Annotated in this window: 8 protein-coding genes; 3 read left to right on the plus strand and 5 right to left on the minus strand. The window is 71.3% G+C overall.

The window, feature by feature from the left end; genetic code table 11:
• Window positions 1-107: 107 nt before the first annotated feature.
• From AB0I81_RS47295 to AB0I81_RS47315, 5 genes are all read right to left on the minus strand, one after another.
• Complete coding sequence (locus tag AB0I81_RS47295) at window positions 108-2,150, minus strand: bifunctional aldolase/short-chain dehydrogenase (protein ID WP_360672550.1); 2,043 nt, start codon at window positions 2,148-2,150, stop codon at window positions 108-110.
• Between the two features lie 6 nt (window positions 2,151-2,156).
• Entirely contained in the window at window positions 2,157-3,308 is a 1,152-nt protein-coding gene (gene rhaI / locus AB0I81_RS47300; RefSeq protein WP_360672553.1) for an L-rhamnose isomerase, read from the minus strand.
• Window positions 3,309-3,318: 10 nt separating this feature from the next.
• The gene (locus AB0I81_RS47305) at window positions 3,319-3,636 is read right to left on the minus strand and encodes an L-rhamnose mutarotase (RefSeq protein WP_360672556.1); all 318 of its coding nucleotides are present in this window, start codon (window positions 3,634-3,636) and stop codon (window positions 3,319-3,321) included.
• Between the two features lie 128 nt (window positions 3,637-3,764).
• On the minus strand, window positions 3,765-6,455 hold the full coding sequence (locus AB0I81_RS47310) for a twin-arginine translocation signal domain-containing protein (protein WP_360672559.1): 2,691 nt from the start codon (window positions 6,453-6,455) through the stop codon (window positions 3,765-3,767).
• 267 nt (window positions 6,456-6,722) lie between these two features.
• On the minus strand, window positions 6,723-8,648 hold the full coding sequence (locus AB0I81_RS47315; protein WP_360672561.1) for a beta-galactosidase: 1,926 nt from the start codon (window positions 8,646-8,648) through the stop codon (window positions 6,723-6,725).
• Window positions 8,649-9,017: 369 nt separating this feature from the next.
• Between AB0I81_RS47315 and AB0I81_RS47320 the strand changes: the two genes are divergently transcribed.
• From AB0I81_RS47320 to fdh, 3 genes are all read left to right on the plus strand, one after another.
• Window positions 9,018-10,019, plus strand: coding sequence for a substrate-binding domain-containing protein (locus AB0I81_RS47320; protein ID WP_360672564.1), 1,002 nt, complete (start codon window positions 9,018-9,020; stop codon window positions 10,017-10,019).
• A 47-nt stretch (window positions 10,020-10,066) separates the two neighbouring features.
• A complete protein-coding gene (locus tag AB0I81_RS47325; RefSeq protein WP_360672932.1) occupies window positions 10,067-11,428 on the plus strand; it encodes a rhamnulokinase family protein in 1,362 nt (453 codons plus the stop codon).
• Between the two features lie 97 nt (window positions 11,429-11,525).
• Complete coding sequence (gene fdh, locus AB0I81_RS47330) at window positions 11,526-14,753, plus strand: formate dehydrogenase (protein WP_360672567.1); 3,228 nt, start codon at window positions 11,526-11,528, stop codon at window positions 14,751-14,753.
• Window position 14,754 lies beyond the last annotated feature (1 nt).

Below are 14,754 nucleotides of genomic sequence, written 5' to 3' on the forward strand. Positions count from 1 at the left end.
AGGCCATGACCGTTTTCATGTCCCAAATACCGGGCGGTACACGCCGGGCGCGACGGAAAAGGCCGCCGTGACGGTGGTCACGACGGCCTTCATGCGGCCCGAGGTTCCTAGCGGAGGAAGGCGGCGGCGACGCCCGCGTCCACCGGTACGTGCAGGCCCGTGGTGTGGCTGAGCTCGCTGCCGGTGAGGGCGAAGACCGCGTTGGCCACGTGCTCGGGCAGCACCTCGCGCTTGAGCAGGGTCCGCTGGGCGTAGAACTCGCCGAGCTTCTCCTCCTCCACCCCGTACACGGCGGCGCGGTTGGCGCCCCAGCCGGAGGCGAAGATGCCGGAGCCGCGTACGACGCCGTCGGGGTTGACGCCGTTGACGCGGATGCCGTGGCCGCCCAGCTCGGCCGCCAGCAGGCGTACCTGGTGGGCCTGGTCGGCCTTGGCGGCGCCGTAGGCGACGTTGTTCGGGCCGGCGAAGACGGAGTTCTTGGAGGAGATGTAGACGATGTCGCCGCCCATGGCCTGGTCGATCATGACCTTGGCCGTCTCGCGGGAGACCAGGAACGAGCCGCGCGCCATGACGTCGTGCTGCAGGTCCCAGTCGGCCAGGGTGGTCTCCAGGAGCGCGCGCGACAACGACAGGCCGGCGTTGTTGACGACCAGGTCCACGCCGCCGAACGCGAGCACGCCCGCGCGTACCGCCGCGGCGATCTGCTCCTCGGAGGTGACGTCCACGCCGACCGCGACGGCGACGTCCGTGGGCCGGTAGGCGTTCGCGCCGAGTTCGGCGGCCACCTTCTCCGCCGCGCCCAGGTCACGGTCGGCCACGATCACGCACGCGCCCTCGGCGGCCAGCCGGCGGGCGGTGGCCGCGCCGATGCCCGAGCCGCCGCCCGTCACCAGCGCGACCCTGGTGGCCAGGGCCTTGGGCTTGGGCATGCGGCGGAGCTTGGCCTCCTCCAGTTCCCAGTACTCGATGCGGAACTTCTCCGACTCGGGGATGGGGGCGTAACTGGAGACGGACTCCGCGCCGCGCATGACGTTGATGGCGTTGACGTAGAACTCGCCGGCCACCCTGGCGGTCTGCTTGTCCTTGCCGAAGGAGAACATGCCGACGCCGGGCACCAGCACGATCGCCGGGTCCGCGCCGCGGATGGCCGGGGAGTCGGGGGTGGCGTGCCGGTCGTAGTAGGCGGTGTAGTCCGCACGGTAGGCGGCGTGCAGCTCGCGCAGCCGCTCGGCGACCTGCTCCAGCGGGGCGTCCGGCGGCAGGTCCAGCACCAGCGGGGCGACCTTGGTGCGCAGGAAGTGGTCGGGGCAGGAGGTGCCCAGCGCGGCGAGCCTCGGGTGCTCGGCGCGGGAGACGAAGTCGAGCACCTCGGGGGTGTCGGTGTAGTGGCCGACCACGCGGACGTCGGTCGAGGCCAGGCCGCGGATCAGCGGGAACAGCGCGGCGGCCCGCGCGTGCCGCTCGGCCTCGGCAAGGGCGTCGTGGATGACCGCGCCGAACGGGTCGGGGCGGCCGTGCTCGGCCAGGTACGCCTCGGCGGTGCGGATGATCTCCAGCGAGCGCGCCTCGCACTCCTCGGAGGTGTCGCCCCACGCGGTGATGCCGTGGCCGCCCAGGACGCAGCCGATGGCCTGCGGGTTGGCCTCCTTGATGGCGGCGATGTCCAGGCCGAGCTGGAAGCCGGGCCGCCGCCACGGCACCCACACGACGCGGTCGCCGAAGACGCGGCCGGTCAGCTCCTCGCCGTCGGCGGCCGTGGCGATCGCGATGCCGGCGTCGGGGTGCAGGTGGTCCACGTGCGCGGCCTCGACCAGGCCGTGCATGGCGGTGTCGATCGACGGCGCGGCCCCGCCCTTGCCGTGCAGGCAGTAGTCGAAGGCCGCGACCATCTCATCCTCGCGCTCCACGCCCGGGTAGACGCCCTTGAGCGCGCGCAGCCGGTCGAGGCGGAGCACGGCGAGGCCGGCCGGCTTCAGCGTGCCGAGGTCGCCGCCGGAGCCCTTGACCCAGAGCAGCTCGACCTGCTCCCCCGTGACGGGGTCGGGTTCCGCGCCCTTGGCCGAGGTGTTGCCGCCGGCGAAGTTGGTGTTGCGCGGGTCGGCGCCCAGGCGGTGGGAGCGTTCGAGGAGTTCGTTGATGACGTTGGACATGATGGTTCAGGCCCCCCAGCCGGCCTGGTTGCCGCCGACGCGCTCGGCGGCGATTTTCTCGAAATATCCGGACTTGGCGTAGGCGGCCATCGGGTCGGGCGCCAGGCCCTGCTCCTCGCGCAGCTCGGCGAGCAGCGGCCGCACGTCGGTGTTGTAGGCGTCCATGAGCACGGCGTTGGAGCCGAGCACGTCGCCGTCGTTCTGGGCCGCGGCCAGCGCTTCGCGGTCCACGAGCAGCGCCTTGGCGGTGGCCTCCTGAACGTTCATGACCGAGCGGATCTGGCCAGGGATCTTGGGCTCGATGTTGTGGCACTGGTCGAGCATGAAGGCGACCTCGTCGGTGAGGCCGCCGCCCCTGATGACCTCGTACATGATGCGGAAGAGCTGGAACGGGTCCGCCGCGCCGACCATGAGGTCGTCGTCGGCGTAGAAGCGGGAGTTGAAGTCGAAGCCGCCGAGCTTACCCTCACGCAGCAGGAACGCCACGATGAACTCGATGTTGGTGCCCGGCGCGTGGTGACCGGTGTCCACGACGACCTGCGCCTTGGGGCCGAGCTTGACGCAGTGGGCGTAGGCGGTGCCCCAGTCGGGCACGTCGGTGGCGTAGAAGGCGGGCTCGAAGAGCTTGTACTCCAGCAGGAAACGCTGGCCCTCGCCCAGGCGGCCGTAGACCTCGGCCAGCGCCTCGGCCAGGCGGTCCTGGCGGGCGCGAATGTCGTCCTGGCCCGGGTAGTTGATGCCGTCGGAGAACCACAACTTCAGCGTGTCGGAGCCGGTGGCGTCCATGATGTCCACGCACTCGAGCAGGTGGTCGGTGGCCTTGCGGCGCACCCGCGGGTCCGGGTTGGTGACGCTGCCCAGCTTGTAGTCGTCGTCCTGGAAGACGTTGGAGTTGATCGCGCCGATGCCGACGCCCGCCTCGCGGGCGTGCCTGGCCAGGTCGGCGTAGTCGTCCACCTTGTCCCACGGGATGTGCAGGGCGACCGTGGGGGCGATGCCGGTGTGCGCGTGCACCTGGGCTGCGTCGGCCAGCTTCTCGTACGGGTCGCGCGGGACACCCTGCTGGGCGAACACCTTGAACCGCGTGCCGCTGTTGCCATAGGCCCAGGACGGCGTCTCGATGCGCTGCGCCCGCAGCGCGGCCTTGATGTCAGTCATTACTCCCCGATCAATCCAGGTGGAACACTTCGGTCAGCGGAACCATGCCCTCGTCGGGGCGGCCGTCGAGGTTCTCGAAGAACGGCGCCATCTCGGCCTGCCAGCGGGCGTTGACCTCGGTCTCGGCCATGGCCTTCTGCGCGGCCTCGAAGTCGTCGGTCTCCAGATACCCGACGAGCAGGCCGTCGTCTCGGAGGAAGAGCGAGTAGTTGTGCCAGCCGGTGCGCGACAGCGCCGCTCGCATCTCCGCCCAGACGTCCCGGTGGCGTTCGCGGTACTCCGCCAGCCGCTCTTGGCGGACTTTCAGCAGGAAGCAGACGCGTTGCACCGACGCTCCTTTCAAAACGTTTTAATCCTTCGTGCAGGAAACTATGATTCCTGGTGCTCGCTGTCAATGCACCACCCGCCCCCGATCCGGCTCTCGTGCCGGATCGGGTGGATGACACGTTTTAATCCCTAGAGCCGGTCGCCGACCAGGGCCAGGTTCTGGATGGCGGCCAGGCCGTACAGGGCCGTGGTGTTGGTGGAGATCCAGATCGCCTCGTCCGTGGGGTTGAGCGTGGTGGTGACCTTCTCCGACTTCCACGGCAGGCCGGGCGCGTAGCCGTCGCCGGTGGCGAACTCCGTCCAGGCCCTGGCCGCCAGGTCGTCGCGGCCCAGCCGCACCGCCGCGTACGCCGTCAGCCTGGAGTGCCCCTGCTTGAGGATGAGGTTGCCGAAGTGGGCCCCGGTCTCGGCCTGCTGCTCGGCCCTGGTGGCGTTGAACAGCCGGCAGTACTGCAGCCACGCCCGCTCGAACTCCGGCATGTCGACCAGGTCGATCAGCTCGGCGCAGATCTCGACCTGGCCGAACATGGCCGACAGGTGCGAGACCGAGACCTTCTTCTCGGCGGCGGCGAACTCGCCGGTGCTGAGGTTGTACAGGCCCTCGCCGGTGACGAAGCCGTTCGGCATGGCGGCGATCGTGCGCATCGTGGCCTTGAGCTTCTTCTCGGCGACCGGGTCGCCGCCGCGCTCCCACTCGGTCAGCCAGGCGGCGGCCAGGCCGCTCCAGTCGGTGCCCAGGCCGATGGCCAGGGCCGCCGGATCCGGCGTGTACGGCTCCGTACGGATCTTCCGCAGCGGATCGATGGCCAGGAACGTCTTGTCCGAGTCCACCAGCGCCCGCATCAGGTCCCCGGTGCGCTCGTCGGCGGTCAGGTAATAGAAGATCCGCCGGTAGACGGCCGTCGAGATGCGCTGCTGCTTGGCGCTGCACCCCCAGTGCTGCACGTTGTGCCGGGTGCCGAGCCCGGCCCACGGGCCCAGGTGGTAGACGTCCACCTCACCGGTGTGCCTGGTCATGGCCTCGGCGAAGCGGAAGATGTCGGAGCGGCCCGAGCGCAGGTAGGCGTACCAGAGCCACAGGTCGGGCGAGAGTTCGGAGTTGTCCCACGCGTAGCCGCCGACGTCGTAGCGCCACACGTGGCGGTCCTCGTCGAAGGTGTGCATGATGTCGCCGTAGTCCCAGAAGCCGTACCAGTGACGCTGTTCGACCTGCTTTGCGTAGAAGTCGAAGAGGAAGTCGAGCCGGTCCTCGATCGTCTTCTTCTCCGGCGTGGCGCGGTCGACCGGGCTGAACAGGCCGCCGAACACCTTGGCGGCGGCCAGGTGGGCAGGTGGCGCGACGATCAGCGGCGGCGTGCGCACGGCGTCGGCCATGGCGGCCAGCCTGGCCGCGCCGGGGGTCGCGGCCAGGGCCCAGAACGTCAGCTCCGTCGTACGGGCGATGCCCAGCGGCGTGCCGAACTCCGGCTCGTAGTCCTCGTAGGTGATGTTGAGGCCCTCGATCTGCTCCGGGTAGGTGTCCATGCCCAGGCCGTCGTGGTAGAAGCGGGTGTCCATCGGCCCGGCCTCCGGCGACCAGAGCCACACGGTCACCTCGGCCTCGTCGGTGTGCGCTTTCCTGATGTCGAGTTGCGTGGGGTGGCGCTGCCAGAAGTCGCGCATGCCGAAGGCCAGGCCGCCGCTGACGCCGCCGACGTATCCGCACCCGGAGGCGCGTTTGCCCTGGTCCACGGCGACCCAGCCGTAGCCCTTCTTGGTGCGCTTCTTGAGGGTGAAGCCCTCGGAGGAGAGCTGGGACAGGGTGTGGTCGCCCCAGTCGGGGATGAGGTGGACGCGGCTGCTGACGCGGGTGTCCCAGGTGGCGATGTCGGGCAGTTTCTCGCCCGCCACCTGGGCCTGGCGCACGGCCGGGCCGGGGTCGCGGCGCAGCCCGGTGATGCCCTTGACGGCCTCGGCGAGCATGCCGTCGCCGTCGCCGACGAACCTGACGTGCCGGTTGTACGCCTCATCCCGCATCGGGACCCGCATGCGCACGCCGAGCCCCGCGATGAAATCGTCCTGGCCGTCGCGGTCGAACACGAACGTGTGCGTCATGCGCACGCTCTCCGCCCCCGCGTAGAAGTAGAGCCTGACCGTGAACGGCAGCCACGACCGGCCCTTCCTGGAGGTGTGGCGGCCCTCCACGCGGACCACCGCGCGCACCGGGCCGCGCTGCTCGACCTCGACCTTCGTGATGTCGCTGAGATAGGAGCCCACCTCGGCGGTGCGGTCGTCATCGTCGTCGATCCTGCCCTGGCGGAGGCTGACGAGTTGCCCTTTACGGGCGATCTCGGTCTCGCCGCGCCAGATCTGCCCGATCAGGTCGCTGCCCTTCCTGCGGACCCGGACCCGGATCACGCCGGTGTCGATGTCCACATGCTGCTTGTCCTCCTTGACCGTCACCGGCTTGGCGGGGGCGGCCGCCGTGCCGGCCCGCAGCGTGTACGCCTCCGCGATCGGCGTGTCGGGGCCGATCGCGTGCGCCGTCCACTTCAGCGACCCGTCCGGCCAGTACGCCAGCGGCCACGTCTGCACCGGCACCGCCGCGCCGCCCTCGGCCGTGAGCGCGAACGCCTGCTCCTTGCCCACCGCGCCCTTCGGCCACGGCACTCCCCAGGTGGTGCCGGGGGCCTCGGCCGGCTTGTCCTCCAGCCAGCGCAGGGCGACATCGGGAACGTCCGGGGCGGCTGCGGCGGGTGAGCCGATCATCGAGGCGAGCGGCAGTGCCGCGCCGGTGACGGCCATGCCCTTTAAGGCGTCTCGTCGGGTGATCTCGGTCATGGGACGCACCTCCGTGCGGGGGCGGGCGCCCACCAGGACGCCCGTGGGGGGTGGACCGCCGGGATGTGCCCCGGCGGGCGGGCGACGGGACCGGTGACCGGTCCCGGGGGAGCTTTGGGAAGCGCTTTCCCGATGGGAGTGAACCACGAGCACGGCCCACAGGGCGCGCGTCTCGGCGGCCCGCCACCTCCACCGGAGGAGCGTCTCCCTGGACAGAGCCCGGCCCCGTGCGGCGGAAGGACTCTCCCGCGCGGAGCCGTAATGGAGCTATTCGGGGATGATGATCACGTCGCCGGCCGGCACTGGGACGGTTTCGCCCGTGCGGAGAGTGACGCCGGCAGGCTCGGACAGGTGGTTGATCGCGAACAGGAAGGAGCGGCCCGGGTGGGAGCGGCGCACCACCTCAACCCCCGGCACGCTGCGGGCCGGCGGCTCCACCTCCGCCTCCCGGCACGCCGTGGCCAGCACCTCGGCGAGCGCGGCGTCGTCGAGCCTGGTGGTCAGGTAGTGCGCGATGCCGTCACCGAACTCGTTGCGCGTCCAGGCGGGCTCGCCACTCTGGTACGTGTCCAGCACCTTCGCCGTCGTGGCCCGCGCCGCCTCGCTCCAGACGCCCGCAGAAGCGCCCGAGGCCAGCCGGATCGCCCCCTCCAGCGGGAAGAACTCCTCGACGGTCACCCCGAGCAGGTCCCGCCAGGCCCCGGGATACCCGCCCAGCCGCACCCGATCGTGCTCGTCCACGATCCCGCTGTACGGACCCACCACCACGACCCCGCCCTGCCGGGCGAACTCCTCCAGGTTGGCCGCCCCGGCGTCGCTCACCAGGTACAGCTGGGGCACCACGACCAGGCGGTAACCGGTCAGGTCCAGTTCGGGATGGACGACGTCGCAGGTGACGCCGGCCCGCCAGAGCGCGGCGTGCCAGCGCTTGGCCTCCTCCACCGGGTCCAGCTCGGCGGTGGGCTGGGCGGGGTGGTCCTGCGCCCACACGCTGGAGTGGTCGATGAGCAGCGCGACGTCGGCGGTGACCCGGCTGCCCGCCACGTCGGCGAGCCCGGCCAGCTCCGCGCCGAGCGCGACGACCTCGCGCCAGATCTTGGTGTCGGTGCCGGCGTGCGGCACCATCGCCGAGTGCCACTTCTCGGCGCCGGCCCTGGACTGCCGCCACTGGAAGAACATGATCCCGTCGGCGCCCCTGGCCAGGTGGGACAGGGAGTTGCGGCGCAGCTCGCCGGGGGTCTTGGCGAGGTTGCGCGGCTGCCAGTTGACCGCGCTGCTGGAGTGCTCCATGAGCAGCCAGGGCCGGCCGCCGTTCAGCGAGCGGGCGTAGTCGGCGGCGAAGGCCAGGTCGATGTGCTTCTCGGGGCGGGCGCCGACCAGGTAGTGATCGGTGGAGACCACGTCCAGTTCGGCGGCGAAGGCCCAGTTGTCCATGTCCCAGTGGGCGCCGGCCATCAGGTTGGTGGTGGCGGGCACGTCCGGGGTGATCTGCCTGAGCAGGTCGCGCTCGGCGACGTACAGCTCGACCAGCGCGTCGGAGCTGAACCTGCGGTAGTCGAGTTGCTGGCCCGGGTTGGGGAAGCTGGGCGTGGCGCGCGGCGGCAGGATCTGCGCCCAGTCGCTGTAGCGCTGGGACCAGAACGCGGTGCCCCACGCGTCGTTGAGCGCGTCCAGGGAGGAGTAGTGGGTGCGCAGCCAGGCGCGGAAGGCCGCCGCCGAGGTGTCGCAGTAGCAACGCGCGTTGTGGCAGCCGTACTCGTTGTGCACATGCCACATGACCAGCGCCGGGTGCTCCCGGTAGCGCAGGGCGACCTGCTCGGCGATGCGCAGCGCCTTCTCGCGGTAGATCGGCGAGCTGGGGCAGAAGCCCTGCCTGCTGCCGTGGTGCAGGAGCCGGCCGTCGGCGTCCACCGGCAGCGCCTCGGGGTAGGAGTCGGCAAACCACGGCGGCGGGGAGGCGGTGGGGGTGGCCAGGTTGGCGCCGATCCCGTTCGCGGCCAGCAGGTCCATCACCCGGTCGAACCAGCCGAAGTCGAAGACGCCCTCGACGGGTTCGAGCAGCGACCAGGAGAAGATCCCGACGCTGACCCGGTTGACGCCGGCCTCGCGCATCAGCGCGACGTCCTGTTCCCACGTCTCCTCGGGCCACTGCTCGGGATTCCAGTCCCCGCCGTACGCGATGACATCCGGCATGAAGCCTGCCTTTCAAGATTCCTGTTAGCGCTCACAGCCTGTTACGCCTGCGTTTACCCGGGGATTAAAACGTTCCTCCCCACGGACGCACAAGACCTTTCTCCGCCCGGTACGGCCTTTGCGCTGCTCAGCCCGGGATTGCCGCTCCTCACGCAGGAGAGAACCGGGGTCCCCCTCGCCAGGCGCAGATGTGCACGTGCACGGCGAACCCTACGCCGGAAGCCCTGATCATGAGCGCATGTCCGAATAGAACGTTTTACGTCAGGCGCGGACGCCAGGAACCCCTCCACGGCGGCATCGAGGCGAAACCGCACACCCACCGGCCCCGCGACTGGCGCAGTGTCCGTTAGTACGTTTTAATTTGTCTTCATGGCCATGGTCAGCATCAAGGACGTCGCCGCGCACGCCGGCGTCTCCCCAGGCACGGTCTCCAACGTACTGAACCGGCCCGGCAAAGTCGCCCCCTCCACGCGGGAGCGTGTGGAGGCGGCCATCAACGAGTTGGGGTTCGTCCGCCATGGCTCGGCCTCGACGCTGCGCGCCGGGTACAGCAGGACGATCGGCCTGAGCGTGATCGACATCGGCAACCCGTTCTTCACCGAGGTCGCCGCCGGGGTCGAGGACGTGGCCAGCGAGCTCGGCTACGCCGTGATCCTGGGCAACTCGGCCGGCTCGCAGGACAAGGAGGACCGCAACCTGCGGGTGCTGGCCGAGCACCGGGTGCGCGGCGTGCTGATCACGCCGTCGGGCGAGGACCCCGCCAGGCTGGACCGGCTGCGCGAGCACGGCATCAGCGTGGTGCTGGTCGACCATCCGGCGCACCGGCCCGACCAGTGCGCGGTCGCCGTGGACGACGTGGCGGGCGGCCGGGCCGCCGTGGCGCACCTGCTGGCCGGCGGCGCGCGCAGCGTCGCGTACGTGACGGGCCCGCTGACCATCAGGCAGTGCGTGGAGCGCCGGGAGGGCGCCAAGGCCGCGATGCGGGGGGCGGGCCTCGACCCCGAGGACCTGCGGGTGGCAGAGGCAGCGACGATGACGGCCCGCGCCGGTGAGAAGGCGGCGGCCGACCTGATCGCGGGCGGCCTGCCCGAGGCCGTCTTCTGCGCCAACGACCTGCTCGCGCTCGGCGTGCTGCGCGCCCTGTTGCGCTCGGGGGTGCGGGTGCCGGAGGAGGTGGCGCTGATGGGTTACGACGACATCGACTTCGCCGCCGCCTCGACCGTGTCGCTCAGCTCGATGCGGCAGCCCACCTACCAGCTCGGCCGGATCGCCACCGAGCTGCTGCTGGACGAGTGCGACAACCCCGACACGCATGCCCACCAGCACATCATGTTCCAGCCGGAACTCGTCGCCAGGGAGTCAACCCAGTGAGCCGCCGTTTCGCCGCCGTCGATTTGGGCGCCTCCAGCGGGCGCGTGATGCTGGCCGATCTGAGCGACGGCCTGACCCTGACCGAGGCGCACCGCTTCCCCAACGGCCCGGTACGCGTGGCCGACCGCCTCTACTGGGACATACTCGGCCTCTACCGGGAGATCCTGACGGGACTGCGCGCCGCGGGCCCCGTCTCCTCCATCGGCGTCGACTCCTGGGCGGTGGACTACGCGCTGCTGGACGAGTCGGGCGCGATGCTGGGCAATCCGGTGCACTACCGCGACGACCGTACGAGCGGTGTGGCCGCGCGGGTGGCCGCCACGGTCGGCGCGGAGACCCTGTACGACGTGTCCGGGCTGCAGGTGCTGCCGTTCAACACCGTCTACCAGTTGCTGGCCGACCGGCTCGACGGGGCGGCGGCGATGTTGCTGATCCCCGACCTGATCGGCTACTGGCTGACCGGCGAGCGGGGCGCCGAGGTGACCAACGCCTCCACGACGGGCCTGCTCGACGTGCGTACCCGGTCGTGGGCGCTGCCGCTGATCAAGCAGCTCGGGCTGCCCGCCGGGATCTTCCCCGAGCTGCGCCAGCCCGGCGACGCGGTCGGCGGCCTGCGCAGGGACGTCGCCGCGGAGATCGGCTGGTCGGCGCCCGTGCGGGCGGTGGGCTCGCACGACACGGCCTCGGCGGTGGCCGCGGTGCCCGCCACGGGCTCCGCCTTCGCCTACGTCTCGTGCGGCACGTGGTCGCTGGCCGGGGTGGAGCTGCCGGGCCCGGTGCTCACGCCGGAGAGCCGCGCGGCGAACTTCACCAACGAGGCCGGCATCGACGGCACCGTCCGCTACCTGCGCAACGTCATGGGCCTGTGGCTGCTGCAGGAGTGCCTGCGCGCCTGGCCCGGCTCGGACCTGGGCGACCTGCTGAAGGCGGCGGCCGGCGAGCGGCCCTTCGCCGCCGTGGTGAACCCCGACGAGCCGCTGTTCCTGCCGCCGGGCGACATGCCGGCCAGGATCGCCGCCGAGTGCCGCCGCACCGGGCAGCTCCCGCCCTCCTCCCCCGCCGCGTTCGTGCGGTGCGTGCTGGAGAGCCTGGCGCTCGGGCACCGGCTGGCCGTGCGGCAGGCGATGGAGTTGTCGGGGCGCGAGGTCGAGGTGGTCCATCTGGTGGGCGGCGGGTCGCGCAACGAGCTGCTGTGCCAGTTCACCGCCGACGCCTGCGGGCTGCCGGTGGTGGCGGGTCCCGGCGAGGCGACGACGTTCGGCAACGTGCTGGTGCAGGCGCGGGCGGCCGGGCTGGTCTCCGACCTGGCGGAGATGCGGGCGCTGGTCGCCTCCTCGCAGCCGCTGCGCCGCTACGAGCCCGCGGGTGACCGCGCCGCCTGGGACGAGGCGGCCTCCCGGGTGTTCTGACCGCACTGTCTGCGGACATCTTCCGACCCCCTCTGACCTGCCGGTTTCCCCCAGCTTGAGCCGGGCAGGACTCGGGCCGGGGGCATCGGGGGGTGTCATGGATTTGCGGTGGCCGCTGCTGCGGCAGCTCACCGGCGGGGACCGTACGGGGCGGGGCCCGGCGGCGAAGTCGGCCAGGACCGAGGCGTTGCGGGCGCGCACCAGCACGGCCGACCGGGTGGTGAAGTCGGTGTGCCCGTACTGCGCGGTGGGCTGCGCGCAGAACGTGTACGTACGCGACGAGCGGGTCGTCCAGATCGAGGGCGACCCCGACTCTCCCATCAGCCGCGGCAGGTTGTGCCCGAAGGGCGCGGCCAGCCTCCAGCTCACCACCGACGCGGGCCGCCGGCAGGAGGTGCTCTACCGGCCGCCGGGCGGGGCGGACTGGCAGCCGCTCGACCTGGACACGGCCATGGACATGATCGCCGACCGGGTCATCGCGACCCGGCGCGAGACGTGGGAGCAGGAGCGCGACGGCATGCGCACCGCCCGCACCATGGGCATCGCCAGCCTGGGCGGCGCGACGCTGGACAACGAGGAGAACTACCTCATCAAGAAGATGCTGACGGCGCTGGGCGTGGTGCAGATCGAGAACCAGGCCCGCGTCTGTCACAGCTCCACCGTGGTGGGGCTGGGCACGTCGTTCGGGCGGGGCGGGGCGACCACGTTCCTGCAGGACCTGCAGCACTCCGACTGCGTGCTCATCCAGGGCTCGAACTTCGCCGAGGCGCATCCGGTGGGCTTCCAGTGGGTGATGGAGGCCAAGGCGCGCGGCGCGGTGGTCATCCACGTGGATCCGCGCTTCACCCGTACCAGTGCGCTGGCCGACCTGCACGTGCCCATCCGGGCCGGCTCCGACGTGGCCTTCCTCGGCGCGATCGTCAACCACGTGCTGGAGAACGAGCTGTACTTCCGCGAGTACGTCGTCAACTACACCAACGCGGCCACGATCCTGCGCGAGGACTACCGGGGCGCCGAGGACCTGGACGGGCTGTTCTCCGGCTTCGACCCCGGGTCCCGCGCCTACGACGTGGGCTCCTGGCAGTACGAGGGCATGACGGCGGCCCCCGCATCCGGCGCGCGTGACCAGCAGTACGGGCAGCGGGGTGGCGGCGCCCCGCCCGGCCGCACCGAGGTGCAGGGCGGCACCGGGGTGCCGCTGGAGGGCCGGCCGGAGCGGGACGAGACGCTGCGCCATCCCCGCTGCGTGCTGCAGGTGCTGCGCCGCCACTACGCCCGCTACACGCCGGAGATGGTCGAGCGGGTGTGCGGGGTGCCGCGGCACCTGTTCGAGGAGGTGTGCCGCCACCTGACCGAGAACTCGGGGCCGGAGCGGACCGCCGAGTTCGTCTACGCGGTCGGCTGGACGCAGCACAGCGACGGCTCGCAGTTCATCCGGGCGGCGAGCATCCTGCAACTGCTGCTGGGCAACATCGGCCGGCCCGGCGGCGGCATCCAGGCGCTGCGCGGGCACGCCAGCATCCAGGGCTCCAGCGACATACCGACCCTGTTCAACCTGCTGCCCGGCTACATCCCGATGCCGTACGCGCACGAGCACGAGCGGCTGTGCGACTTCCTGCGGGGCGACGCGCCGCAGCAGGGCTTCTGGGCCAACATGCCCGCCTACCTGACCAGCCTGCTCAAGGCGTGGTGGGGCGAGGCCGCGCGGGAGGACAACGACTACCGGTTCGGCTGGTTGCCGCGGCTGACGGGCTCGCACAGCACGTACGACACCGTGATCGCGCAGCTGGAGGGCACCGTCAAGGGCTACTTCCTGCTCGGAGAGAACCCGGCGGTCGGCTCGGCCAACGCCAGGATGCAGCGCCTGGGCATGGCCAACCTCGAATGGCTGGTGGTGCGCGACTTCAACCTGATCGAGAGCGCCACCTGGTGGCAGGACGGCCCGGAGATCGAGTCCGGCGAGCTGCGCACCGCCGACATCGGCACCGAGGTGTTCTTCCTGCCCGCTGCCTGCCACACCGAGAAGAACGGCAGCTTCACCAACACCAACCGGCTGCTGCAGTGGCACCACCAGGCCGTCGAGCCGCAGGGGGACGCCCGCAGCGACCTGTGGTTCATGTACCACCTGGGCCGCATCATCCGGGAGAAGCTGGCCGGCTCGCAGGACCCGGCCGACGCTCCCGTGCTCAACCTGACCTGGGACTATCCGGTGCACGGCGAGACGGCCGAGCCGTCGGCGGAGGCGGTGCTGGCCGAGATCAACGGCTGGGACGCGCAGGGTCGGCCCCTGTCCGGCTACGGCGAGCTGAAGGACGACGGCTCCACCGCCTGCGGCTGCTGGATCTACTGCGGCGTGTACGCCGACGGCGTCAACCAGGCCGCCCGCCGCAAACCCGGGACCGAGCAGGACTGGATCGCCGCCGAATGGGCGTGGGCCTGGCCCGCGAACCGGCGCGTGTTGTACAACCGGGCCTCGGCCAGGCCGGACGGCAGCCCGTGGAGCGAACGCAAGCGGCTGGTCTGGTGGGACGCCGGGGCCGGCGAGTGGACGGGCCACGACGTGCCCGACTTCGAGGCCGGCAAGAGCCCCGGCTACCGGCCCGCCCCCGACGCCGCCGGGGTGGACGCGTTGTCGGGCATCGACCCGTTCATCATGCAGGCCGACGGCAAGGGCTGGTTGTTCGCCCCGGCGGGGGTGGTGGACGGGCCGCTGCCCACGCACTACGAGCCGCAGGACTCGCCGGTGGCCAACCCGCTGTACGGGCAGCAGCGCAACCCGGTGCGCAAGGTCTACGAGCATGCGGACAACCGCTACCAGCCCAGCGGGAACGAGCCGGGGGCCTCGGTGTACCCGTACGTGGTGACGACGTACCGGCTGACCGAGCATTTCACGGCGGGCGGGATGAGCCGGTTCACGCCGTATCTGGCGGAGTTGCAGCCGGAGATGTTCTGCGAGGTCTCGCCCGCGCTGGCGGCCGAGCGGGGCCTCGTGCACGGCGACTGGGCCACGATCGTCACGGCGCGCAACGCGATCGAGGCCAGGGTGCTGGTCACCGACCGGATGCCGTCGCTGCACCTGGACGGCCGAGTGCTGCACCAGATCGGGCTGCCCTTCCACTTCGGCCCGAACGGGCTGGCCAAGGGCGACGCGGCCAACGAGTTGTCGGCGATCTCGCTGGACCCCAACTCCCACATCCAGGAGGTCAAGGCCCTGTCGGCGGACATCCGCCCGGGGCGGCGGCCACGCGGGCCCGCGCTGCCCGAGCTGGTCAGGTCCTACCAGCAGCGTGCCGGAGTGGACGCGAGCACCGGAATGGAGGCGTGAG

It is taken from the genome of Nonomuraea sp. NPDC050404 (assembly GCF_040655495.1).
GTDB lineage: Bacteria > Actinomycetota > Actinomycetes > Streptosporangiales > Streptosporangiaceae > Nonomuraea.

Bases quoted from the DNA above. Each gene is read 5' to 3' on its own strand.
- AB0I81_RS47295 (WP_360672550.1), bottom strand. From the start codon at position 2,150: ATGTCCAACGTCATCAACGAACTCCTCGAACGCTCCCACCGCCTGGGC.
- rhaI (WP_360672553.1), bottom strand. From the start codon at position 3,308: ATGACTGACATCAAGGCCGCGCTGCGGGCGCAGCGCATCGAGACGCCG.
- AB0I81_RS47310 (WP_360672559.1), bottom strand. From the start codon at position 6,455: ATGACCGAGATCACCCGACGAGACGCCTTAAAGGGCATGGCCGTCACC.
- AB0I81_RS47315 (WP_360672561.1), bottom strand. From the start codon at position 8,648: ATGCCGGATGTCATCGCGTACGGCGGGGACTGGAATCCCGAGCAGTGG.
- AB0I81_RS47320 (WP_360672564.1), top strand. From the start codon at position 9,018: ATGGCCATGGTCAGCATCAAGGACGTCGCCGCGCACGCCGGCGTCTCC.
- AB0I81_RS47325 (WP_360672932.1), top strand. From the start codon at position 10,067: ATGCTGGCCGATCTGAGCGACGGCCTGACCCTGACCGAGGCGCACCGC.
- fdh (WP_360672567.1), top strand. From the start codon at position 11,526: ATGGATTTGCGGTGGCCGCTGCTGCGGCAGCTCACCGGCGGGGACCGT.